Below are 21,747 nucleotides of genomic sequence, written 5' to 3'. Positions count from 1 at the left end.
CTTCTTGGCCGGACCTCGCTCAGCCGACCCGATCGAGGACGAGCAGCCGGCCGGTCACCAGGCCGTCCGAGATCAGCCGCCCGATGAGCTGCTCCTGCTGGTGGGCGGTCTGCCAGCGCTGGTCGCTGCCGTGCCGGCGCTCGATGACCTCCTCGACCCGATCGGCAGCTGCTTGCCAATCCGGTTCCGGAGCGGGGAAATCGGCGAGCTCAGCGCGTTCGACGACCGCGAGGCCACTCGCCGTCAGCATGCGGTCCAGCTCGTCGGCATCGAGGAAGTGATTGCCTTCCGGCTGCTCGGGCAGTTGCGGCCTGGTGCGCAGGAAGACCAGCAGGCCCACCAGCGCCGACGGCCCGGCCACCCGCCGCAACTCCGCCAGCAGCGCCGCCTGGTCCGTCACGGTGCACAGCACTCCCAGGCTCCAGACAGCGTCGAACACCCCGCTGGCGAAAGGCAACTCCTCGCCACCGGCGGCGACCACCGGGCGGCCGAACAACCGGGCCGAGGCCCGGCAGGCGTAGATCATCGGCTCGGCCAGCACCGGCGCGACCCCGAAGCGCTGCGCCGCCAGCTCGGCCGGGCCGCCGACGCCGGCGCCGCAGTCGAGCAGCCGCATCCCGGGACGCAGCCGCAACCTGGTGGCCAGCCACTCCAGGGCCGCCGGGCTGCCGCTGCCCCGGCAGGCCGCCGGGATGGCGTGGCCCTGGCCGAGTTCGACGACCGCGTCCGCGGTCCAGGCCGCCATGGTGTCGAACTCGTCGGCCATTGCCTCGGCGTCGGTCATGACTGCGACCGTATCCGACGTCCGATCTCGGCCTTCACCTCGGCGGCATGGTATTCGCCCCGGCCGGAGGCGAGCCCGGAGAGGTTCACCCCGGCGATGCCCTCGAGCGCGAGCAGCTCGTGAGCCTCGGTGACCGCGGCGTCGATACCGGCGACGACCGGATCGTCGGCGGCGAGCACCCGGGCCACCGGTTCAGGATCGAGCTGCAGGCCGGGGAAGTTCTGCAGGACCTGGGCCGAGCGGGGATCGGTGTACACCGCGACCCCGGCGATCAGGGGGATGGTGACCCCGGCGTCCCGGCAGGCGCGGACGAAGCCGGCCAGCTCGGCCACGCTGCCGGCGTGGTTGAGGAAGGCCAGCTGGGCGCCGGCGCGCTGCTTCTGCAGCAGCCGGGCCGGCCGGATCGAACGCGGCGGGGCGGCGGGCGCCTCGGGCACCGCCACCGGAACGCCCAGCGAGGCGGCCAGTCCGGCCAGCCGAGTGCCGTCCAGGTCGAACACCTGGGTGACGCCGGGCCGGACGCCTTCGGCCCGGCCGTCGCCGGTCACGCACAGCACGCCGTCGGCTCCGGCGATCCGCAGTCCGATCAGATCCTGTTCCAGAACCAGCCGATTCCGGTCCCGGCAGGTCAGGGTCAGCCATCCGGTGCCACCGGCCTGCCGGATCAGAGCTGCCATCAGCGTCGGCGGGAAGTCGGGGCGGTTCTGGTGCTCGCCGACCAGCAACGCGTCGCACGAGCCTGCCAGCACCGCGGTGATCCGGGCCACCGCCTCCGCGTCGTAGGCCGGCAGGGTCAGATCGGTGACCACCACCGGATGTGTTCGGAGGGCTTCGAGCAGGGCGCTGGGGGCCGGCCGTTCGGGCGGGGGCTCTGCCCAGCGGGGCGCCGTCGGCCTCTCGGTGAACGGGCACCGGTGCGCGGCCATCTCACAGGACAGGTCCGGGCGCACCCCGCCGCACGGCCCGAACACCATGTGCTTGGGACAGCGCGGCTCCCTGGTCAGCATGAGCGGCGTCTGCGATTCGGCTGGCATCCAAGGATCATGGCACGCGCGGTTCCGCGCGCCCCGCTCTCACTGGCCTGCCGGGCCGCCTTCACCGGTGGCTATGCGAGGTGGGCAATACGGGCGGTTGACCGGCCCCGTCCGGAGTGTTCTGATTTTCCGGTTGGAGTGCCGTACGGGCTCGGAGAGGCGCGGCGGCTGGTTGGTCCCGCAGGAGCTGTCGCTTCCTCGCCCCCTGTCCTCTACAAGGAGATTGACATGCCGTTCATGCCAGATTCGTCGTCCTCGGCCGCCGGGCCGGCGGGCAAGCCGCCCACCGGCCGCCGGGGTCATGCCGCCGTCGGCGCTCTGGTAGCTGCCTCGGCGTTGTTGGTCGGCACGGCTGCAGGGGCGGCCGCGCACGGCGCCTCACGTGCCCCGGTCCCGAGCCAGGCCGCGTTCGCCAAAGCCTCGCAGGGCAAGGTCATCAAGGGTCAAACGCCGTTCGACCTGGCTGGCTACAAGCGCACCTTCCGCGAGGGGATGGTTCCGGTCGAGGGCGCCAGCGTGCATTACATCAAGGGTGGCGCCGGGCCGGCGCTGGTGCTGGTGCATGGCTGGTCCCAGACCTCCTGGGCCTGGCACAAGGTCATGCCGGAGCTGGCAAAGACCCACACCGTGATCGCCCTCGACCTGCCCGGTCTGGGCTCATCGACCATCCCGAAGGACGGGTTCGACGCGGCGCACACCGCCCGCCGGCTGCACGAGGCCGTGCTGGCGTTGGGCTATCAGCGGGTCCAAATCCTGGCGCACGATATCGGCGCGCTGGTGGCCTACCCCTACGCCAAGCAATTCCCGAACGACGTGAGCCGGATGGCAGTGCTCGAGGCGCCGCTCAATGGCTTCGGGCTGGAGAGCTTCTACGGCCTGAGCTTCCACTTCGGCCTGAACTCCGCGCCGAAGCCGATCCCGGAGAACATCATCGACAACGGTGATGTCTCGACCTACTTGGGCATGCTGTTCAACGGCACCCGGCACCCGGAGACGATCGACCAGCAGGTGTACTTCCGCGCTTATCACACTCAGGCTCGCCGCAGCGCCGGCTACGAGTACTACCGGGCATTCCCCCAGAACGCCCAGTACAACCAGGCGAACGCGTCGGCCAAGGTCAGCCTGCCGGTACTGGCGATGGGCGCCCAGTACGTCTTCGGCCCGGCCATGGCCGCGTCGTTCCGAGCGGTGGCCAGCGATGTCCGTGAGGTCATCGCACCCGACAGCGGTCACTACATCCCGGAGGAGAACCCCGCGTTCCTGCTTGCGTGTGCCGGGTATTTCTTCGGTGACACGTCGGCGACCCCGCCGGCCGAGCTGGCTTCCTGCAAGGCCTGACCCTCTGCGTTGTGCAGACGGTTATCAGGCCTACTCGTGGGCGTCTCCGGTCCAGCAGCCCAGGACGGCCGAGGCGATCTCGTAGGCGAGGTCGGTGCGCCGTTGCTGCTGGCTGCCGAACACGGCCGGCAGATCGGTGGTATCGACCCGCAGGGTCATGTTGTCCTTGAGCACGACGGCGATTCCGGTCTTTGTCGCGTAGGCCTGTTCACCCAGTCCCAGCAACGGCTCGGTGCTGCCCAGGCGGCTGCGCAGGCTGCGGAAGTAGTCCGCGGCGGCCGGTTTGCTGGCTGACTCCTGGACCGACAGCACCATCGTGCCCATCGGAAGGGTGTAGGTACACGTGTAGAGCAGGTTCTGCCAGCTTGATCGCACCGGCGCCGGCGCGGTCAGTCCCAGCACCGTCCGGACCTGGCCGCGGATGTCGTCGGAGCAGATCATCTTCGCGGCCTCGGACGGTTCGCTGCGGGCCGGCGCCACGGACATGCCGGCCATGCTGTGCCCCGGCGGCATCGACATGCCGGCCATGCTGTGCCCCGGCGCCACGGTCGTGCCGCCTGCGGCTGCCGTGCCGGAGTCCGCACCGGACGCGCAGCCGGTCAGCAGCAGCGCCAGGCCGCTCAGGCCGACAAGCAGTTGCCGTGTCTTCATAAGGGGGTGCTCGATTCTTCCGGGTGCCAGCGCGGCTAGGCCGGGTGGCTGGATACAAGGGTGGCGAAGGCGACGATGTTGCTCTCGTAATGGCCCGAGTCGGGATCGAACTCGCCGCCGCAGGTGATGAGCCGCAGCTGCGCGCTATCGGTGTTGCCGTATACCTCGAGGGTGGGGAAGTTGTCCTTGGAGTAGGACACCACCCGGTCCACCCGGAACACCGCCGCAGTTCGATCGGCCCGGGTGACCCTCACCGTGCTGCCCGGCCGGAGCGCGCCGAGTTTGAAGAAGACGCCCGGCCCGTACTCGGCGGAATCCACATGGCCGAGCAGGACCGAGGGCCCCAGCTGACCCGGGGTAGGGGAGTACTTGTACCAACCGGCGGGCGAGTTCTTGCCCAACGGCGGCACTTGCAGGCTCTGATCGGCGTTGAGACCCAGCTGCAGCAGATCGGAGCTGATGTCGAGCTGGGGTACCTCCAGCCGGATCGGCGCCGACCTGCCCAGCACCAGGCCGGTGGCCGGCTTGGCCGTGGACGGCGATCCGCTGGCACCCGTCCGGGGAGGTGGCTGTACGACCGGCTGCGACGAGCTTCGCTGCGAGGAACTGCGCTGTGACGCGCCGGGCTGCGAGGAGCTGAGCTGCGAGGGGCCGGGCTGTGAGGAGCTGGGCTGCGAGGGGCCGGGCTGTGAGGAGCTGGGTTGCGAGCTGGCGTAGGGAATGGCTGCTGCGGCGGGTGGTTGCGGCGGCTGACGCTGGGCGCGCAGGCCCACCACCAGCAGCAGAACTCCGGCCAGCACGAGCACGCCCGCCGCGGCAGCGGTCAACCTGCCGCGACGGGCGTGGGCTGCGATACCAGGCATCAGATATCGCTGTCGGAGTGCTCGGTCAGCTCTCGGACGCGGTCCGGCGACGCATCGCCAGCGCACCGGCGCCGAGACCGGCCGCGAGTAGAGCCCCCCCGAAACCGAGCACTGCCTGGTCCTCGATGCCGGAGGTGCTGCCACCACCGGTGTCAGAACCGCCGCCAGGCATTGAGCCCATCTGCGAGGCGACGAGCGTTCCGCACAGCGCCGGCGAGGTAGCGGCCAGCGGCAGCGACGGGACCAGGTCGCTCTTCGCGGCCTGTGCCTTCTGGCTCAGGGTGGCCGGGTCCAGCCCGTGTACCACGACCACCGCGGTGCCGTCAGCGAGCGCGGCCAGCGTCTTGGAGTCCAGCGTGATCGTGCGGGAGTAGTTGAACGAGGCGCCCGACGGGGCGACGGTCAGGGTGGTTCCGGCTGCCGGGCTGCTGTCGCCCGAGGTGGACAGGGTCGTGCCGATGGCGCCGTAGCTCGGAGCGCCCTCGGTGGTGCTGATGACACCGTCGCCGTCCTTGTCAGCGGCGGTGGTCGGGCACTCGCCCCTGGCGCCGATGTGGATGTGCTGCACGTGCGGGTAGGGATTGCCGCCGAACTTGTCGGCCAGGCCCGAGACGTTCTCGGTGATGGTCGCCTTCGAGCCGTTCAGCGAGATCATCAGGGAGCCGGACGCCGAGGAGTTGTTCAGCGCGTTCAGATCCGCCTGGTAGTGGTTGCTGCCGGCGGCTGAGGCCGCACCCGGCATCGCGAGGGCTGCGGCGCCCAAGGCGACCGCCGGTGCCAATAGGAGCAGGGACTTCTTCATACGATATTCCTCCGGACGCCAGCCAGGCGGAGTTGCCCGGCGATGGGTGGGACGTGCCAGTGATTCGCTGCCCTCGCCAGGCCGGATTGCCTCCACTCGAAAGAAATCCGGAACGGCTGTTCCATGGCGCTCGGCGGACCTTCCGCGTGGGCGATCGTGGTAGGCGTATTGCCTATGCATTGCCGCAAAGGGCTCAGGTGCGGTGCGGGATCGGAATGGCCAGGTGTCCGTATCTTCGGAACCGATGCCTCCCACCGAGGCGGACTCGAGGTTCGCCGCAGACACTGTCTGCATGGGAGTGCCCGGGTAGCAATGGTTTGCCACTCGAAGTTTGTGCGCTACTTTCGAGCCAGCTCAACCAGGAGTAAAGCTGTCCGCGTCCAGCTGCAGTGTTCAGGGAGTGTGTGAGTAATGACCATAGATCGTCGATCGTTTCTCTTCGGGGCCAGCGGCGTGGCCGCTCTCACGCTCGCCGGATGTGGCGGTGTCAAGAGCGGCGGCAGCAAGAGCGGCAGCAGCAGCAGTGGCGGCGCCAGCTCGGTGACCACGCAAGGGTTCGGCAAACCCGATGACGTGGGCCAGGCCAGGATCGATGCGTTCAAGAAGGCCTACCCTCAGGTCACCGTCCGCATCAACGAGGGCGACTTCGATCCGCAGCAGTTCCTGTCGTCGGTAGCCAGCGGAAACCCGACTGACCTGGTGTACCTGGAGCGAGGCCTGATCGGCACCTACGCCGCCAAGGGAGCGTTGCAGCCGCTGGACGACCTGATCTCCGACGTCGACATCGACACCGGGCAGTATCGCAAGCCGGCCCTGAAGCAGGTCACCGTGGACGACAAGGTCTACGGGATACCGGAGTTCTACAACACCCGGAACATCCTGATCAACGGCAAGGCGTTGCGCGAGGCCGGCATGAGCCCGCAGGATCTGTCCACCACGGACTGGAACAAGCTGCACGCCAATGCCGCGAAGCTCTTCCGGGCGTCGGGTTCGAAGATCAGCCGGATCGGGTTCGATCCCAAGCTGCCGGAGTTCCTGCCGTTGTGGGCCAAGGGCAACGGCGCCGACCTGGTCAACGAGGACGGCTCGCCGAACCTCGACGATCCCAAGATCATCGAGGCGTTGACCTTCGCCTACAGCCTCATCCAGGAGCAGGGCGGCTGGTCGAAGTTCAAGGCGTTCCGCGACACCTGGGACATCTTCGGATCCGGCAACGAATTCGTGAAGAACCAGGCAGTGGCCTTCCCGTGGGAGGGCTGGTACGTCAACGTGCTGGTCCAGTCCTCACCGAACCTCGATCTGCAGTCGGTGCAGTTCACCGATCGGCAGGGCAATCCCACCAGCTTCTGCGACGGCAGCGCGTGGGCCATCCCCAAGGGGGCCAAGAACACCAAGGCCGCCGTCCAGTGGATGAAGGCCATGACGGCCACCGACACCTGGCTGCAGGCCGGCGCGGCGCGTGCCAAGACCGTGGAGAAGAACAAGTCGATCTTCACCGGGCTGTGGACGGCCAACACCGAGGCCGACCACCAGGTCCATGACAAGTACGTCAAGCCGAGCGGCCGACCAGGCTTCGACCAGGCGATCAACAACTACTACGCCTCCACCGAGAGCGCCTTCGCGATCAACCCCTCCAAGGCCGGCAGCGAGATCAAGACGGCCTGGACCGACGCCGTGAACCGGGTGCTCGCCGGCCAGCAGGGTCCGGAGCAGGCTCTGAAGCAGGCCCAGTCCGAGGCGGCCAAGGCATATTCAGCGGTCAAGTGACGGCGGTGACCGGATGACCAGGACGTTTCCGGCCCGGCCGGCCGAGAGCCCGGCGCTGCCCGCGGCGGACCGGCCGCCGGGCAAGCCCCGGCGCAATCGCGGGGAGATCCGAGCGGCGTACGGGTTCCTGTCCCCGTGGATCATCGGCTTCGTGGTGTTCACCGCGGCGCCGATGGTGATCAGCCTGTACCTGTCCTTCACCGACTATGACCAGATCAACGCCCCGAACTACGTCGGCGGCGAGAACTACCGACAGCTGTTGCAGGATCCGAAGGTGGCCCTGGCGCTGCGGAACACCCTTATCTATGCGGTGATGTACGTGCCGGCGGCGATGGCGGTGGCGCTCGCGCTGGCCATGGTGCTCAACCGGGTGGGCCGGGCGGCCGGGTTCTTCCGCACCGTCTTCTACCTGCCGGTGATGACCCCGACGGTCGCCGCGGCCGCCCTGTTCCTGCTGCTGCTCAACGGCCAGAAGGGGCTGATCAACCGCAGCCTGGCGCTGATCGGGGTGCACGGCCCGAGCTGGACCACCGACAGCTCCTGGATCAAGCCCGGACTGGCCCTGACGATGCTGTGGGGGTTGGGCGGCACCGTCGTGATCTACCTTGCCGCGCTGCAACAGGTGCCCAAGGACCTCTACGAGGCAGCGCAACTGGACGGCGCCGGCAGCATCGCCAGGTTCCGCCGGATCACCCTGCCGATGATCAGCGGCGCGCTGTTCTTCACCATGATCGTGCTGACGATCCATTCGCTGCAGATGTTCGACCAGGCGTACACCATGTTCTTCGGTGGCCAGCAGAACAGCACGTATGCCAACGACGCCGCGCTGTTCTACGTGATCTATTTGTTCCAGCAGGCTTTCGGCGTGCTGCACATGGGGTATGCCTCGGCGTTGGCCTGGCTGCTGTTCGGGATCATCATCCTGATCACGGCCGTGCAGGTCCGGTTGAGCAAACGCTTCGTGTACTACGAGGGGGAGCGCTGAGATGCCCGCCATCCGACCCCTGCAGAACGCGGGCCTCGAGCCCGAGGCGGCAGAGCGTGCCACTCCGTCAGCACGCACCCTGCCCCGCGGCCGGCTGACCCTCCGCCGGCTGCCGTACCTGGCCCTGCTGCTGTTCGCCAGCGTGCTGTTCCTGTACCCGTTCGTGTGGCTGATCAGCGCGTCGTTGAAACCCCGGACCGAGGTCTTCGACAACTCGCTGCTGCCGCACACGTGGCGGTGGGCCAACTACACCGACGTCTGGAATTACGCCCCGGTCCTGCAGTGGATCAGCAACAGCGTGGTGGTTGCCCTGACCGCCGCCGTCACGGTCACCTTGAGCAGCGCCCTGGTGGCGTTCGGCTTCGCCTACTTCCGGTTCCCGCTGCGCAACGTGCTGTTCGGGCTGGTGCTCGCGACCATGATGTTGCCCGGCGCGGCGACGATGATCCCGGTCTACCTGATCTGGCATCGCGTCGGCCTCACCGGTACCCAGGTTCCGCTGTGGGGGCAGAACCTGTTCGGGTCGGCGTTCTACATCTTCCTGCTGCGCCAGTTCTTCCTGGGCGTGCCCCGGGAGTACTTCGAGGCGGCCCGGGTCGACGGGTGCAGCTTCTTCGGCCTGTTCTGGCGGATCGCCCTTCCGCTGTCGCGTCCGGCGCTGATCGTGGTGCTGGTCTTCGAGATCCAGGCGAGTTGGACCGACCTGCTCAGGCCGCTGATCTACCTGCAGGACCCCAACCTGTTCACGTTGCCCCGCGGCCTCAAGGCGGTGATCGACACCTTCGGCAACGGCGGCGAGCAGCACTGGGAGATCATCATGGCCGCCAGCCTGATCGCCACCGTCCCGCTGATCGCGCTGTTCGCCCTGGCGCAGCGTCACATCATGGACGGCATAGCCAGCCAGGGCGGCCGAAAGGGCTGAGCCATACGGCTCAGCCCTTCGGTCACACTGGGAAACCCCGGCTTTCTCGCTCAACCGGGCGACGTGCCTGCTAACGCTCCGAGTGGAGGTCGGCGTCTGCCAGGCGCAGCTCTGCGGACGACATGGGATCGCCACTGATCTGGCTCAGCGGCACGGGCGCCAGCTGGCTGAACGCCGGCCGGCCATCGATCAGCACCTCTTGGGACGGATCTGCCAGCAGCCAGAAGTTCTCGGGCACCTGAGCTGCGGACATCAGCCGCCGCCCCCGTCCTCGTCGGTGGAGCTGTCCGTGTCCTGACCGCCTGGCTGGGTGGGCCCGCCGTCGGCCGACAGCGGGGTCGTGCTGTCCAGGTCGTCGAAGGTCTCACCGGCACCGGCCACCACCGGCGCCTCGGTGGCCGGGACGCCGTCGGTGGAAGGCATGTCCGACAGGTCTGGATCGGTCATCTCGTGATCTCCTCTTGGTCGAGTGCTATCCGAGCAAGTTTCCCAGACCGCCGCCACCGCCGAGCTTGCCCAGCAGGTCCTGCGGGTTGATGCCGAACTTCGACAGCAGGTTGCCGTGCTGCTCGGTGTCGACCTGGTCGGGCAGCTCCTGCTCGGCCTGGTCGGCCTGCGGGTGGCCCTGCTCTCGCAACAGCTGGACGATCTGGTTCTTGTCGATGTTCACCTGGCGTGGTCCCCTCGTCGAAAAGCGGTACGGCGGTGGCCCGGTGGGGCACCGCGCAAGCGCGGACGTGCGCTACGGGCGATGGTGTGTGCCTCGGCTCCACGGATGCGTGGCTAGCGGGCGGGCAGCTGACGGTTCAGCCAGGCACAGGCGCTGAGCACCCGGCACTGCCGACGCTAAGCGCTCTGCCCCGCCGCCCGCAACCCGTTCGGCTACACCGCCCGCTGAATCCAACCTGGGCCACACACCCAGGTGGCCCAGGCCTGCGTCACAGGATCGGATTGCCGCCGGTGACCGCGATCCGGGCGCCGGAGATGTAGCTGCCCTCGTCCGAGGCCAGCAGGACGTAGACCGGAGCCAGCTCGACGGGCTGCCCAGCCCGGCCGAGGGGCACCTGGCTGCCGAACTCGCTGACCTTCTCCGGAGGCATGGTGGCCGGGATCAACGGCGTCCAGACGGGCCCAGGGGCCACGCTGTTGACCCGGATGCCGCGCTCGCCGTACATCTGGGCCAGGCTCGCGCAGAAGTTGGCGATCGCTGCCTTGGTCGCCGCGTACGGCGCCAGGGAGGGGGACGGCATGTCGGAGTTGACCGATGAGCTGCCGATGATGCTGGCGCCCGGCTTCATGTGCGGCACGGCGGCCTTGCACAGGTGGAACATCGCGGTGATGTTGGTGGCGAAGGTGTAGTCCCACTCGTCGTCCGGGACCTCCTCGAGCGTGTCGTGCGTCATCTGGAACGCGGCATTGCTGACCAGCACATCGATCCTGCCGAACTCGCTCACCGCCTTGGCGATGATGTCGCGGCAGTGCTGGGGGTCGGAGAGGTCGCCCTTCATCAGAACGGCTTTGCGGCCGGCTTCCTCGACATAGCGCGCGGTGTCCTTGGCGTCGTCGTCCTCGCTGAGGTACGCGATGAGCACGTCGGCGCCTTCGCGGGCGTAGGCGATGGCTGCCGCCCGGCCGATCCCGCTGTCGCCGCCGGTGATCACGGCCGCCTTGCCGGTGAGGCGACCGGAACCCCGGTAGCTCTCCTCGCCGCAGTCGGGGCGAGGGGTCATCTCTGCCTGGGTGCCGGGTGTGTCCTGCTGCTGCTCGGGCTGGTTCATCTGTGCCTCGCTGAATGCATGGATAAGGCTGCTGTCCAGCCGAAATTCGACCATACCGAAGAGGGGTTGCCTCCGCCAAAGCGACCGGTGGCCGCCGCGGCCGATCTCGCCGCGGCGGCCACCGTAACCGGGCCAGCGCCTTGCTGGACGCCCAGCAGCACAGCCGATAGGTTCGGATCGGTTGGACCCGCAGCTGCCTTCAGCGCGCTCGTCATGGGCGTACGGATCGAGGCGTAGATGACCCATCCAGCACCCTTCGACGCGGCCGCCGGGGACACCGGCTCGCTGCTGTTCATCGGCACCGCCACCACCCTGATCCGCTACGGCGAGCTGACCGTGCTCACCGATCCGAACTTCCTGCACCAGGGCCAGCGGGCGTACCTGGGCTACGGCCTGACCGCCAAGCGGCTCACCGAGCCCGCCCTGACTCCGGAGCAGCTGCCGGAGCTGGACCTGATCGTGCTGTCACACCTGCATGGTGACCACTGGGACCGGCAGGCCCATCGCGGCCTGGATCACCAGCTGCCGGTCATCACCACCACGCACGCCTCCAAGCGGCTGCAGCTGCGGGGTTTCAGCCGCGCCATCGGGCTGCGCACCTGGGGCAGCCACGAGCTGGTCAAGGGCAACACCCGGCTGCGCATCACCTCGATGCCGGGCCGGCACGCCCCCGGGCTGCTGCGTCGGGTGCTGCCACCGGTGATGGGCAGCCTGCTGGAGTTCGGCTCGATCTCCCGGCCGGTCGAGCTGCGGATGTACCTGACCGGCGACACCCTGTTCGTCGATGACCTGCGCGAGATCCCGGTGCGGTACCCGGCGCTCGACGCCGCGGTGCTGCATCTGGGCGGCACCCGGCTTCCGGGCGGGCTGATGGTCACCATGGACGCCGTCCAGGGCGCGGACCTGCTGGAACTGCTCAAGCCACGGTTGGCGATCCCGGTGCACTACGACGACTACGGGTTGTTCAAGTCACCGCTGTCGGATTTCCGTGCCGAGGTAGAACGGCGCGGGCTGGCTGACCTGGTGCGATTCGTCGACCGGGGAGACACGGTCAGCCTGACCGGGCCGGAACGCACCTAGCTCAGCGATCCTGGCTCGCCGGCCAGGGCTCGCGACTCGCCGGCGGATCCGCCGTCCACAGCGTGCCGCTCGCCGGAGGATCCGCCGTCCACAGCGTGCCGCTCGCCGGCGGATCCGCGATACAGCCGGCCCATCACCAGCTCCGATGCCTTGCGCCGTCCGCCGCCGAGCAGGCCGTTGCGGGCCAGCGCGGCCCGGGCGGCGTTGGAGCCGGGCGCGCCGTGCACGCCACCGCCGGGGTGGGCCGACGAGCCGCTGAGGAACAGCCGGTCGATCGGGGTGCTCGCACCGCCGAAGCCCGGTACCGGCCGGAACACCAGCTGCTGGTGCAGCTGCGCCGTGCCGCCGTTCACCGCGCCGTGCACCAGCGAGGGATTCTCCTGCTCCAGCCTGAGCGGGGACTGGACGTAGCGGCCTGCCACCAGGTCGGCGAAGCCGGGCGCGTGCCGCTCGACAGTGGCCTCGACCCGGTCGACGTGCTCGGCGATGGCCTCGTCGCTGAACTCGACGCCCGGCGGCAGGTGCGTGTAGGCCCAGGCCGACTCGGTGCCCGCCGGGGAGCGGCTGGGGTCTGCGGTGGTCATCTGGCCGAACAGCAGGAAGGGCTGCCGCGGGATCTGCCGGGTGGCCAGGTCCGCCGCGTACCGGGTCAGCCCGTCCAGGTCGACCCCCAGATGGACGGTTCCGGCGCCCCGGGCGCCGGCCGCCGTCCAGGGCACCTTGGACCGCACCGCCCAATCGATCTTCAAGGTCGGGCTGTCCCACTGGAAGTTGTCCAGGTCGGCGACGAAGCCGGCCGGCAGGTTCGCCTCACCCACCAGATCCCGGTACAGCGCCGGAGCGGTCACGTCGGCCAGCACCGCGCGCCGGGCCCGGATCCGCTCGCCGGAGGCCAGCCGGACGGCCACCGCGGCGCCGTCGGAGATCTCGATCGACTCGACCGGGCTGGACAGCCGCAGCGTCCCGCCGCCGGCGGCGAGCCGGTTCGCCAGGGACTGGGTCAGCATGCCGGCGCCCCCGACCGGAACCGGGAAGCCGTAGCTCTGCCCCAGCATCGCCAGCAGCCAGCCGTAGATGGCGCTGCCGGCGCCTTCGGGCGGCAGGTCGGCGTGCAGGGCGTTGCCGGCCAGCAGGATCGGCGCGCCCGCTCCGTTGAACCGTTCCTCGCCGAGCCGGCGGACCGGCAGCAGCGCCATCCTCGCCATCCGCAGGGCGCCCGCGCCGCCCAGGCCGCCCAGCAGCCGCAGGGCCGGGCCGAGCGCGGGCAGCGGGGTGAACAGGGCGTCGATCAGCGGTTGTCGGATGCTCTCCCACTGCTCGGCCATGGCCCGCCAGGCCGCGCCGTCACCGGCTGCGAACTCCTCGACCGAGGCTGCGGTCTGGTCCAGGTCACGGGAGAGCACCGCGCACCGGTCATCGGGAAAGACGTGTGCCAGCACGCTGGGTGAGTGCGTCCAGTGCAGGCCGTACCGGTCCAGCTCCAGCGCGCGCAGCACCGGCGAGGCCGCCGACAGCGGGTAGAACGCGCTGAAGAGATCCGAGAGGTAGCCCGGGCTGGTGACCTCGGCCGATCGGACCGCGCCGCCCAGCTGCGGAGTCGCCTCGCAGACGACCACGTCCCAGCCCTGGTCGGCGAGCAGGTTGGCCGCCACCAGCCCGTTGTGACCGGCGCCGATCACCACCGCGTCGGGGGCATCGTCGGAACGGGCGCCGCCGGCGCGTTGAGCCTGGCTCGTTGCCTGCATCGGCTGCATGTGCCGCAACTTCACTGCGCTCCTCCCTCGTCCGCCGGTCGATGCTCGCTCAGCCTCAGCTCGACCGTACCGCGTGTCAGCGTGATTAACTGGCTTGCATCCCCGCTGAACAGCAGCGAGCACCGGGCGCCACTCGCCGGCCGCCGACTGCAGAGCCCAGTTCGGCCGCTCAGCGCCCCGGTGACCTCTGGCCGCGCGGGCAGCGCGCCGCCAGGAATCCCTCGCGGCGCTTGCCGCGCAGACCCACCGAGGAGCGGGCGAAGATCATGAAAGCTCTTACCTGGCAAGGAAATCTCAACGTCGAAGTCGTCGACGTGCCGGATCCGCGGATCCTGGAGCCGACCGATGCGATCGTGCGGGTGACCTCTACCGCGATCTGCGGCTCGGACCTGCATCTCTACGGCGTGCTGGGCCCCTACCTCAAGGCGGGTGACGTGCTCGGGCACGAGGCGATGGGCATCGTCGAGGAGGTGGGCTCCGACGTCAGCAACCTGCAGCCGGGTGACCGGGTCGTGGTGCCGTTCAACATCTCCTGTGGCTTCTGCTGGATGTGCTCGCGGGGCCTGTACTCCCAGTGCGAGACGACCCAGGTGAGATCGGAGGGCAAGGGCGCGGCGCTGTTCGGCTACACCTCGCTCTACGGCTCGGTGCCCGGCGGCCAGGCCGAGTACCTGCGGGTCCCGCAGGCGCACTTCGGCCCGATCAAGGTTCCGCACGGCACTCCGGACGAGCAGTTCCTGTTCCTGTCCGACATCCTGCCCACCGCCTGGCAGGCGGTCGCGTACGCCGACGTGCAACCCGGCAGCTCGGTGGCCGTGCTGGGCCTCGGACCGGTCGGCCAGTTCGCCGTCCGGATCGCCAAGCACCTCGGGGCCGAACGGGTGATCGGCGTCGACACGGTTCCCGAGCGGCTGGCGCTGGCCGCCCGCTACGGCGCCGAGCCGCTGGACTTCCAGGCGGTGGGCGACGTCGCTGCCAGCCTGATCGAGCTGGTCGACGGCAGGGGCCCGGACGCGGTCATCGACGCGGTGGGCATGGAGGCGCACGGCAACCGGCCGGTCGCCCTGGCCCAGAAGGCGACCGGGTTGCTGCCCGACGCCATCGCCCAGCGGATCACCGACAAGTTCGCGGTGGACCGGATGGATGCCCTGCATGCCGCGGTCAAGGGCGTCCGCCGTGGCGGCACCGTGTCGGTCAGCGGTGTCTACGGCGGCGAGATCGACCCGATGCCGATGATGGAGATGTTCGACCGGCAGGTCCAGCTGCGGATGGGCCAGGCCAACGTGCGCATGTGGAGCGACCAGGCGCTGGCCGCGGCCATGGACCCGGCCGATCCGCTCGGGGTGCTCGACCTGGTCACCCATCGGCTGCCGCTGGCCGAGGCGCCTTCCGGTTATGAGATGTTCCGCAACAAGGACGACGGGTGCATCAAGGTGGTGCTGCAGCCGTGAGCGCCGATGCCCGAGCGGTGACCGGCGATGCCCAGCCGCCCGTCGTGGTGGTGACCGGCGCCTCCAGCGGGATCGGCCTGTCCACCGCACGGGCGTTCGCGGCGCGCGGCGCGCGGCTGGTGCTCGCCTCGCGCAGCGCCGACCGGCTCGCGGCGGTTGCCGCGCAATGCCTGGCAGAGGGCGCCGGCGGCGCGTTGGTGGTCGTCACCGACGTCGCGGAGGAGCGGTCGGCGCAGAACCTGATCGACACCGCCGTCGCGGCGCACGGCCGGGTGGACGTGGTGGTGCACTCGGCCACCGTGATGGCCTACGGCGCCATCGAGGAGCTGCCTCCGGAGATCTTCACCGCGGTGGTGGACACCGCGATCCAGGGCACCTTCTTCGTGGCCCGCGCGACGCTGGGGGTGTTCCGGTCCCAGCGCCGCGGTCATCTGGTGGTGGTGAATTCGCTGCTCGGCGCGATCGCCGCCCCGGAGATGGGCGCCTACGTGGTGGCCAAGTGGGGCCAGGCCGGGCTGCTTCGGGTGCTGCAGCTGGAGACCCGGGACGAGCGGGAGATCCTGGTCAGCTCGGTGTCGCCGGGTGGCGTCAACACCCCGATCTACTCCCAGGCGGCCAATGTCACCGGCCGCTCGGCACGGCCGCCGGCGCCGGTGGACTCACCGGAGAAGGTCGCCCGAGCGATCCTGAGCTGCGTGGACCGGCGCCGGGCCAGGGTGTCGGTGGGCCCGGCGAATCCGCTGATCGTCGCGGGGTTCCGGCTGTTGCCCAAGGTCTATGACGCGCTGGTGACGCCGCTGCTGCACCTGGCCTCGCTGACCAGGCAGCCGGGCACCGAGCCCTCTGCCGGCAACGTGCTGCAGCCCCTGCCCGGCGGGGAGGCCGAGCACGGCCGATGGCCCGGCCCGCTGGGCGTGCCACACCGCTGACGCGTGTAGACAAATTCCCCGACTGTCCGCTTTCTCCTAAGACGATGCGTATTGTAATTGTGTCCTGATCTCGCGCATTGATCTGACTGATGTCCTCGACATCGGAGAAGGCGTACCCCATGACCGAGGTTCCAGCCGGGCTCAGCGAGCTGGCTGAGGATGCCTTAGCCCTGCTGGGGGCCTCAGCCGTCGCGGTGCGCGGGCTGGCCGGCGACGGTGGCATGGACACCCTCGCGCTGGCCGGGCGCAACGCCGCGGCGCTGGTCGCCGACCCCGACGAGCCGGCAGCGCCGGTGCGCGGGCGGTGGCGACGGCGGGAGCAGGCCGGACCGGGGGAGCCGGAGGCACATCCGATCATCGGCCCTGCCGGTCAGCGGCTGGGTTGGCTGATGCTCGAGCGCGGGTCCGCGGCCGGCGCCGGTCGGCTCGGCGACACCAGCCTGCGGCTGGTGCTGGCCCATGCCGCGGCATTGCTGGACACCGCTGAACTGACGGCGCGGCTGAGCGCTCAGCAGGACCTGCTGAGCCAGCGCTTGGACCAGCTCCGGATCTCCGATCAGGCGCTGCGAATCGCCTTCGAGGAGGGCGTGGTCGGAATGGCGATGATCAGCCTCGGCCCGTCCGATGCCGGCCGATACCTGCGGGTCAACGATGCGCTGTGCCGGCTCACCGGCTACACCCGCGAGCAGTTGCTTGCCCGCCCGTTCGAGGAGCTCACCCATCCCGAGGACCGCGGGCCGACCGCCTCGGCGATGCGGCGGGCGCTGGCGGGCCGGCGCACGCCGTTCCGGACCGAGAAGCGGTTCGTGCGCTCGGACGGCAGCATCTGCTGGGTGCGGGTGACCGCCACCCCGCTGTTCGACGACGACGACCGGCCGCTGTTCGCCCTGGGCCAGGTCGAGGACCTGAGCCAGCGCGCTGACCACGATGTCGAGCTCGCGGCCCGATTGGACCCGCTGACCGGGATGCTCAACCCGGCCGCGCTCGATCAGGGTCTGGTCGAGACGGTGCAGCGCGCGCACCGGATCGGCACCGGCTGCGCCGTCCTGCTCGCCGAACTCGACGGCTGGGACGAGTTCACCGCCGGCCAGGACCCGTCCAGCGGCCTGGCCGATGACCTGCAGGTGGCGCTCGCCCAGCGGTTGCGCACCACGCTGCGGGGCACGGACGTGATCAGCAGGGTGGGCGAGAACCAGTTCGTGATCATCACCGAGGAGGTCGGCCCCGAGCAGGTCAAGGCCGTGGCCCGACGGCTGGAGGAGGCGCTGGCCGCCCCCGAGACGATCGGCGGGCGGCAGTTCTCGATGTCGGCCAATCTGGGCATGGCGGTGCTGGCCGGCGATCCCGGTGACGATGCCGCCCAGAGCGAGACGCTGCTCGCCCAGGCCAGAAGCGCGCTGGTGGAGGCGCGGACGGCTGGCGGCGGATCGCATGTCCTGTACCGCAATGACGGGACCCAGCCGGCGCGCAGCACCACCCGCACCCTGTACGTCCACCCCGACTGGCAGGCCGGCTCCGGCCGGTGAGCCGGCGGCCGGAGCGAGCGCCTGCTGCCGGACCCCAGAAAACATCGGCGTGGGTGTTCAGCGCACGGCCGAGCAGCCGATAGGGCATCCGACGCTCACAGTGAGGACCTGCCTTATGCCGGGAGAATCAGCCCGCTCGCTTCGCAAAGCTGTCATTGCGGTAGGCGCGCTGGGTGCGTTGTCCCTGTCGGTGCCCGCGTCCCTCTGGTTGTCCCCGGGCCGGCTGTTCCCGACGCTGCACCCGGTCAGCCAGATCGTCCAGGCACGCGTGGTGGACGACCACGGCCGGCCGGTGGACACCCCGGCGCGGCTGCGACCCGGCTCCAGCACCACGGTCGTAGTGACCGGATTCGACCCGGGCGAGCTGATCCTGCTCCGCGGCTCCGCCGCCGCGACGACGCTCCCCGGCGGCCGGGCCGACCAGGACGGTGTCTTCCGCTACCGGCTCTCGGTGCCGGCCTCGATGGCCGGCGCCCACTTCCTGACCGTGATCGGGGCGAGCGATGATTCCAGGCTCGCAGGCTGGCAGCGCAGCGCGGTGTTCCGGTACGTCGTCAGCGTCGACCAGGCCGGCAACCGCTAACCGCGCACCGGTGAAGGATCAGCAGCCGCCAGCTCGGTGAAGCAGCACGTTCCGGTGGCGCCGCTGGACATGTTCACCGTGCCGTCGAGATCGCGGCTGCCGCGTACGAACATTCCGCCATAGCCCCGGTAGGCCATGAAGGCGCCCCAGGTCAGGGTCCAGTCCTCGGTTCCGGTGTCGGTGGGGAACCTCTCGGGGACCGGGTGGATCCGCCGCTGCACCACGTAGGGCTGGTCCATCGCCGCCGCCAGGCAGGCCCGCCACTCAGCCGGCTCGGCCAGCCAGCCGGCGACGATCCCCATACCGCCGTGTAGCAGGGTCGGCTTGATGATCAGCTCGTTCTGCTCGGCCAGCGCGTAGTCGGTGAGGTCGACGGTGGCGCCGGACACCGTCACCGGACCGGAGCGCGCCATCCGCGTCCAGGGCAGGATCCGGTCCAGGATGGCCAGCACGTCAGGCTGGTACAGCGGCCGGTTGGCCTCGTCGGACAGCAGCGCCAGCGCGCCCTTGCTGCCGTAGAGGTCGGCGTCCATGGGGGAGAAGATCGCGACCTCGCCCCGCTCGGCGGCCCGCAGCACCGGTTCGATCAGAGCCGGGCCTGCCTCGTCCAGCAGATCTTCCATCAGGAACAGCCGGTACACCACGTCGACTGCGACATCATCGAGCCAGACCCGGCCATCGGCATAGCGCAGTTGCCCGACGTGGCAGGGGCGGGCGTCGATACCGTACAAGGCGTAGGCCTGGGCGCTCTTGTGCAACCGCGGCTCCAGGGTCTTGAAACTCTCCGGCCAGTCCGTCAACGCGATCACCGGTGTGCTGCCGGGCGCCAAGTCGCACTCGGCGAACAGCGTGTGCACCAGCTCGACCATCGGATCGACGTAGCCGAGCCGGTGCTCTCGCACGAAGTCGCCGACGAACGGCTGCTGCATCATCTCCCGGTTCAGCACCGCGCCGTCCAGGCCGCCCAGCGCCGCGCCCCAGTTGATCTCCAGCAGCCGGAACCCCAAACCGTCGCGGTAGAAGTCGGCTCGGCCCATCCGCGAAGGGGTGCTGCCGCGCCCGCGCAGGATGATGTCGGCTTGGGCGTCGGTCGCTCCGACCGCGCGGGCGAAGGCGGCCATGTCGCCGCCGAACAGCCGGTCGGGCAGCCCGGTCAGGGCCAGGTGCAGCTGTTCGAGATCGCTGCTCAGCGTGCTGAGGGTCGCCTGGTCGAGAAAGGCCGGCCGGCTCAGCGAGCGGCCCATATAACAGGTGTCGACGGTGCTGGCCCGCACGCCGTCGAGGATCTGCCCAGCTCGCACGCCGCTGGCGGCGAAGCCGGCCAGGTAGGCATCGGTGAGCGACGTGGCGCTCATGCCGGATCCTTGGTCAGTTCCACCGGCGTGGCAGCTGCCGCGCGCCGGGCGAGGGCAGTGTCGGGCTCTTGCATTCCGAGCAGCGCGAGTCCCAGGCCGAGCATGGTCGCCAACGCACACCAGAGCCAGAGCTGCGCGCCGACCGCTCGGAAGACCGCGACGCCCACCACTGGACCTACCGCGGCGCCGAGATTGAACATCGTCTGCTGCGAGGCGATGTAGCGCCCACGCAGCGCATCGGGCGCCACCCGGCCAGGATAGGAGAACATGGTCGGCCCCGCGGCGATTTCAGCAATCGTCCAGATCATGGTGCCGACCAGGAAGACCCCGACGCCCCATGGCAGCGCATACATCAGCTGGCCGAGCGCCAGCAGCGCGAAGCCCACCACGACGATCAGCTTGATCGGCAGTCGCTGGGTGATCTTGGTGACCAGCAGCTCGGACGTGATCACGATGAACCCGTTCAGCGAGATGGCCACGCTGTACCAGAGCATCGCCAGTCCGGCGGCCTTCATCGCCAGCGGCAGGGTGCTGACGTACTGGATGTAGACGCAGCACTGGACGAAGGTGGCCAGCAGGAACAGCACGTAGCGCCGATCGACCAGCACCGCCCGGTAACCCCCGGCGCGCCGGCCGGCGGCATCGGGCCGCGCTGGCCGTTTCGCCTGTTTCGGCAGGGTCAGCAGCGCGATCACCCCGTAGGTCAGAGCAGTGATCGCGTCCACCCAGAACAGCAACTCGTAGGAGACCGAGATGAGCAGCGTTCCCAGCAGCGGCGCGGCGGTGGTGCCGAGGTTGATGGCCAGCCGGTACACCGCGAAGATCATCACCTGCCGGTGCTGGGGAGTCAGCTCCGACAGCAGCGCCGCGGCTGCCGGACGGTAGAAGCGCCCGACCAGGCCGGCAAGGGTGATAGCGGTGAGCAGCAGGGGGAAGTCGCGCAGGTAGAGCACCGCGATGAGCAACCCCGCGAAGCCTGCCATCGAGGCGAACGCGGCCGACCGCGGGCCCAGCCGGTCGGAGAAGGCGCCGCCCACCAGGACGCCGGCGAAGGACCCGGCGCCGTAACAGCCCAGCGCGAGCCCGGCCTGGACCGCGCTGAATCCCCGCTCGGTGAGGAACAGCACCAGGAAGATCTGGAGGAAGCCACCCAGCTGGTTCACCAGAACCCCGGCCAGGATCGCCCGGACCGGTACCGAGGACTCGCGCAGGGTGATCCAGACGCCGGCCTGGTCGGTGGAATCAGCTGCCTTGATGGCGGTCATCCGATCGGCTCGAGCCACCTGCGCCGGCCCGCCGCGCGCCGGCTGGCCGGCTGCTCAGGACGGGGAGTACGGCATCGGCGGCGAAAATCTCCTAGGTGGTGGCACATGGTCGCAAGGCGCGGTGAGAGCCGTCAATAGCGGAGGAAATATCGTGTCTTTCGACGAGATCCAGCCGGAGAGCAGCAGATCGGCGATGGCGGTGGGCGTTCCGGGCAGAGTGTCGGGTTGCTACCGTTCCCGCAACGGCCACGCGGAGGAAGGTCGATCATGGCGGTAACCGCAGAGCAGGTCCGCCGGGTGGCGATGAGCCTGCCGCGCACCACCGAAGGCCTGGTACGCGACCACATCAAGTTCCGGATCGGCCGGATCGTGTACGTCTCGCTGTCTCCGGACGAGTCGAGGATGGGTTTCGGCTACCCACGGGAGCAGCGCTCTGCCTTGATCGCCGCCGAGCCCACCAAGTTCCTGATGCCACGCAAATCGGATGAGAGGTATCAGTGGGTGGTGGCGCGCACCAGCGAGCTCGATCCCGTCGAGATGGCTGAACTGGTGCTGGATGCCTGGTGCCTGGTCGTCTCGAGGAAGGCAGCCGCCGACTTCCTGGCCAGCGTCCCGGCCGATTGGCCGGCGCAGTTCCGCTAGGTGACTGCTGGGTGACCGGCTGCTCATGGCCGAAATGTGCCGGCGGAGCCGTCGCGGGCGACAATAATTCAGCGTGTTATGTAGAGGTATTGACAATACTTCTAACTCCGTCTTAGCATCCGGTGCCGACTAATCAGTCGGCTGGCGTTAGGAACGGGGCCTAATTTGCTGGTGGTCACTTGTTGACTGCTCAATTTGATGTGCCGTCCACATCTGAACGTAGGACGCCCAAACTCTG

Annotated in this window: 22 protein-coding genes; 10 read left to right on the top strand and 12 right to left on the bottom strand. The window is 69.4% G+C overall.

The window, feature by feature from the left end; genetic code table 11:
- Positions 1-19: 19 nt before the first annotated feature.
- A complete protein-coding gene (locus VF612_RS08260; protein ID WP_408659378.1) occupies positions 20-784 on the bottom strand; it encodes a class I SAM-dependent methyltransferase in 765 nt (254 codons plus the stop codon).
- Positions 781-1,818, bottom strand: a complete 1,038-nt coding sequence (locus VF612_RS08255) for a methylenetetrahydrofolate reductase (RefSeq protein WP_408659377.1) — start codon at positions 1,816-1,818, stop codon at positions 781-783. The genes VF612_RS08260 and VF612_RS08255 overlap by 4 nt, the downstream gene beginning before the upstream one ends.
- 228 nt (positions 1,819-2,046) lie before the next feature.
- Here VF612_RS08255 and VF612_RS08250 point away from each other — a divergent pair, with 228 nt between their 5' ends.
- The gene (locus VF612_RS08250) at positions 2,047-3,156 is read left to right on the top strand and encodes an alpha/beta fold hydrolase (protein WP_408659376.1); all 1,110 of its coding nucleotides are present in this window, start codon (positions 2,047-2,049) and stop codon (positions 3,154-3,156) included.
- A 30-nt stretch (positions 3,157-3,186) separates the two neighbouring features.
- Here the strand turns inward: VF612_RS08250 and VF612_RS08245 are convergent, their stop codons facing one another.
- The 3 genes from VF612_RS08245 to VF612_RS08235 are packed head-to-tail and all read right to left on the bottom strand — an operon-like array spanning position 3,187 to position 5,472.
- Positions 3,187-3,807, bottom strand: coding sequence for a hypothetical protein (locus VF612_RS08245; protein ID WP_408659375.1), 621 nt, complete (start codon positions 3,805-3,807; stop codon positions 3,187-3,189).
- A 35-nt stretch (positions 3,808-3,842) separates the two neighbouring features.
- Entirely contained in the window at positions 3,843-4,670 is an 828-nt protein-coding gene (locus VF612_RS08240) for a class F sortase (protein ID WP_408659374.1), read from the bottom strand.
- A 25-nt stretch (positions 4,671-4,695) separates the two neighbouring features.
- Positions 4,696-5,472, bottom strand: a complete 777-nt coding sequence (locus VF612_RS08235; RefSeq protein ID WP_408659373.1) for a hypothetical protein — start codon at positions 5,470-5,472, stop codon at positions 4,696-4,698.
- 411 nt (positions 5,473-5,883) lie between these two features.
- Here VF612_RS08235 and VF612_RS08230 point away from each other — a divergent pair, with 411 nt between their 5' ends.
- The 3 genes from VF612_RS08230 to VF612_RS08220 all read left to right on the top strand — a co-directional run bounded on the left by VF612_RS08230 (position 5,884) and on the right by VF612_RS08220 (position 9,146).
- A complete protein-coding gene (locus VF612_RS08230) occupies positions 5,884-7,239 on the top strand; it encodes an extracellular solute-binding protein (protein ID WP_408659372.1) in 1,356 nt (451 codons plus the stop codon).
- A 13-nt stretch (positions 7,240-7,252) separates the two neighbouring features.
- Positions 7,253-8,224, top strand: coding sequence for a carbohydrate ABC transporter permease (locus tag VF612_RS08225; RefSeq protein WP_408659371.1), 972 nt, complete (start codon positions 7,253-7,255; stop codon positions 8,222-8,224).
- 94 nt (positions 8,225-8,318) lie between these two features.
- On the top strand, positions 8,319-9,146 hold the full coding sequence (locus VF612_RS08220; RefSeq protein WP_408659396.1) for a carbohydrate ABC transporter permease: 828 nt from the start codon (positions 8,319-8,321) through the stop codon (positions 9,144-9,146).
- A gap of 70 nt (positions 9,147-9,216) precedes the next feature.
- On the opposite strand, the gene VF612_RS08215 is transcribed toward VF612_RS08220, so the two are convergent.
- The 4 genes from VF612_RS08215 to VF612_RS08200 all read right to left on the bottom strand — a co-directional run bounded on the left by VF612_RS08215 (position 9,217) and on the right by VF612_RS08200 (position 10,924).
- Complete coding sequence (locus VF612_RS08215) at positions 9,217-9,399, bottom strand: hypothetical protein (protein WP_408659370.1); 183 nt, start codon at positions 9,397-9,399, stop codon at positions 9,217-9,219.
- Positions 9,399-9,593: a hypothetical protein gene (locus VF612_RS08210; protein WP_408659369.1), complete on the bottom strand. Its 195-nt coding sequence runs from the start codon at positions 9,591-9,593 to the stop codon at positions 9,399-9,401. Before VF612_RS08210 ends, VF612_RS08215 begins: the two co-directional genes overlap by 1 nt.
- A 25-nt stretch (positions 9,594-9,618) precedes the next feature.
- On the bottom strand, positions 9,619-9,816 hold the full coding sequence (locus VF612_RS08205) for a hypothetical protein (protein WP_408659368.1): 198 nt from the start codon (positions 9,814-9,816) through the stop codon (positions 9,619-9,621).
- 268 nt (positions 9,817-10,084) lie between these two features.
- The gene (locus VF612_RS08200) at positions 10,085-10,924 is read right to left on the bottom strand and encodes an SDR family oxidoreductase (protein ID WP_408659367.1); all 840 of its coding nucleotides are present in this window, start codon (positions 10,922-10,924) and stop codon (positions 10,085-10,087) included.
- A gap of 237 nt (positions 10,925-11,161) precedes the next feature.
- Between VF612_RS08200 and VF612_RS08195 the strand changes: the two genes are divergently transcribed.
- Positions 11,162-12,004 (top strand): MBL fold metallo-hydrolase, encoded by an 843-nt coding sequence (locus tag VF612_RS08195; RefSeq protein WP_408659366.1) that lies wholly within the window; start codon positions 11,162-11,164, stop codon positions 12,002-12,004.
- Here VF612_RS08195 and VF612_RS08190 read toward each other — a convergent pair.
- Positions 12,001-13,749 (bottom strand): phytoene desaturase family protein, encoded by a 1,749-nt coding sequence (locus VF612_RS08190; protein WP_408659395.1) that lies wholly within the window; start codon positions 13,747-13,749, stop codon positions 12,001-12,003. The genes VF612_RS08195 and VF612_RS08190 overlap by 4 nt on opposite strands.
- A gap of 275 nt (positions 13,750-14,024) precedes the next feature.
- Here VF612_RS08190 and VF612_RS08185 point away from each other — a divergent pair, with 275 nt between their 5' ends.
- From VF612_RS08185 to VF612_RS08170, 4 genes are all read left to right on the top strand, one after another.
- Positions 14,025-15,209 (top strand): zinc-dependent alcohol dehydrogenase, encoded by a 1,185-nt coding sequence (locus VF612_RS08185; protein ID WP_408659365.1) that lies wholly within the window; start codon positions 14,025-14,027, stop codon positions 15,207-15,209.
- Positions 15,206-16,138, top strand: coding sequence for an SDR family NAD(P)-dependent oxidoreductase (locus VF612_RS08180; protein ID WP_408659364.1), 933 nt, complete (start codon positions 15,206-15,208; stop codon positions 16,136-16,138). Before VF612_RS08185 ends, VF612_RS08180 begins: the two co-directional genes overlap by 4 nt.
- A gap of 119 nt (positions 16,139-16,257) precedes the next feature.
- Complete coding sequence (locus VF612_RS08175) at positions 16,258-17,664, top strand: PAS domain S-box protein (RefSeq protein WP_408659363.1); 1,407 nt, start codon at positions 16,258-16,260, stop codon at positions 17,662-17,664.
- Positions 17,665-17,854: 190 nt separating this feature from the next.
- Positions 17,855-18,247, top strand: coding sequence for a hypothetical protein (locus tag VF612_RS08170; protein ID WP_408659362.1), 393 nt, complete (start codon positions 17,855-17,857; stop codon positions 18,245-18,247).
- On the opposite strand, the gene VF612_RS08165 is transcribed toward VF612_RS08170, so the two are convergent.
- Together VF612_RS08165 and VF612_RS08160 are read right to left on the bottom strand one after the other, a co-directional pair.
- The gene (locus VF612_RS08165) at positions 18,244-19,602 is read right to left on the bottom strand and encodes a hypothetical protein (protein WP_408659361.1); all 1,359 of its coding nucleotides are present in this window, start codon (positions 19,600-19,602) and stop codon (positions 18,244-18,246) included. The two genes, VF612_RS08170 and VF612_RS08165, sit on opposite strands and share 4 nt — an antisense overlap.
- Positions 19,599-20,867 carry an MFS transporter gene (locus VF612_RS08160; RefSeq protein WP_408659360.1) on the bottom strand — a complete coding sequence of 423 codons (1,269 nt, stop codon included), beginning with the start codon at positions 20,865-20,867 and terminating at the stop codon, positions 19,599-19,601. Before VF612_RS08160 ends, VF612_RS08165 begins: the two co-directional genes overlap by 4 nt.
- A gap of 267 nt (positions 20,868-21,134) precedes the next feature.
- Here VF612_RS08160 and VF612_RS08155 point away from each other — a divergent pair, with 267 nt between their 5' ends.
- Positions 21,135-21,509 carry an MmcQ/YjbR family DNA-binding protein gene (locus VF612_RS08155; protein WP_408659359.1) on the top strand — a complete coding sequence of 125 codons (375 nt, stop codon included), beginning with the start codon at positions 21,135-21,137 and terminating at the stop codon, positions 21,507-21,509.
- Positions 21,510-21,747 lie beyond the last annotated feature (238 nt).

The organism is Jatrophihabitans sp. (assembly GCF_036388195.1).
GTDB lineage: Bacteria > Actinomycetota > Actinomycetes > Mycobacteriales > Jatrophihabitantaceae > Jatrophihabitans_A.
Note: the sequence above shows the minus strand (reverse complement) of the source record. Positions and strands in the feature narration are given on the sequence as shown.

What these genes read in the sequence shown, in the direction of transcription:
- VF612_RS08260 (WP_408659378.1), bottom strand. Translation starts at nt 784, where the DNA reads ATGACCGACGCCGAGGCAATGGCCGACGAGTTCGACACCATGGCGGCC.
- VF612_RS08255 (WP_408659377.1), bottom strand. Translation starts at nt 1,818, where the DNA reads ATGCCAGCCGAATCGCAGACGCCGCTCATGCTGACCAGGGAGCCGCGC.
- VF612_RS08250 (WP_408659376.1), top strand. Translation starts at nt 2,047, where the DNA reads ATGCCGTTCATGCCAGATTCGTCGTCCTCGGCCGCCGGGCCGGCGGGC.
- VF612_RS08245 (WP_408659375.1), bottom strand. Translation starts at nt 3,807, where the DNA reads ATGAAGACACGGCAACTGCTTGTCGGCCTGAGCGGCCTGGCGCTGCTG.
- VF612_RS08240 (WP_408659374.1), bottom strand. Translation starts at nt 4,670, where the DNA reads ATGCCTGGTATCGCAGCCCACGCCCGTCGCGGCAGGTTGACCGCTGCC.
- VF612_RS08235 (WP_408659373.1), bottom strand. Translation starts at nt 5,472, where the DNA reads ATGAAGAAGTCCCTGCTCCTATTGGCACCGGCGGTCGCCTTGGGCGCC.
- VF612_RS08230 (WP_408659372.1), top strand. Translation starts at nt 5,884, where the DNA reads ATGACCATAGATCGTCGATCGTTTCTCTTCGGGGCCAGCGGCGTGGCC.
- VF612_RS08225 (WP_408659371.1), top strand. Translation starts at nt 7,253, where the DNA reads ATGACCAGGACGTTTCCGGCCCGGCCGGCCGAGAGCCCGGCGCTGCCC.
- VF612_RS08215 (WP_408659370.1), bottom strand. Translation starts at nt 9,399, where the DNA reads ATGTCCGCAGCTCAGGTGCCCGAGAACTTCTGGCTGCTGGCAGATCCG.
- VF612_RS08210 (WP_408659369.1), bottom strand. Translation starts at nt 9,593, where the DNA reads ATGACCGATCCAGACCTGTCGGACATGCCTTCCACCGACGGCGTCCCG.
- VF612_RS08200 (WP_408659367.1), bottom strand. Translation starts at nt 10,924, where the DNA reads ATGAACCAGCCCGAGCAGCAGCAGGACACACCCGGCACCCAGGCAGAG.
- VF612_RS08195 (WP_408659366.1), top strand. Translation starts at nt 11,162, where the DNA reads ATGACCCATCCAGCACCCTTCGACGCGGCCGCCGGGGACACCGGCTCG.
- VF612_RS08190 (WP_408659395.1), bottom strand. Translation starts at nt 13,749, where the DNA reads ATGCAGGCAACGAGCCAGGCTCAACGCGCCGGCGGCGCCCGTTCCGAC.
- VF612_RS08185 (WP_408659365.1), top strand. Translation starts at nt 14,025, where the DNA reads ATGAAAGCTCTTACCTGGCAAGGAAATCTCAACGTCGAAGTCGTCGAC.
- VF612_RS08175 (WP_408659363.1), top strand. Translation starts at nt 16,258, where the DNA reads ATGACCGAGGTTCCAGCCGGGCTCAGCGAGCTGGCTGAGGATGCCTTA.
- VF612_RS08165 (WP_408659361.1), bottom strand. Translation starts at nt 19,602, where the DNA reads ATGAGCGCCACGTCGCTCACCGATGCCTACCTGGCCGGCTTCGCCGCC.
- VF612_RS08160 (WP_408659360.1), bottom strand. Translation starts at nt 20,867, where the DNA reads ATGACCGCCATCAAGGCAGCTGATTCCACCGACCAGGCCGGCGTCTGG.
- VF612_RS08155 (WP_408659359.1), top strand. Translation starts at nt 21,135, where the DNA reads ATGGCGGTAACCGCAGAGCAGGTCCGCCGGGTGGCGATGAGCCTGCCG.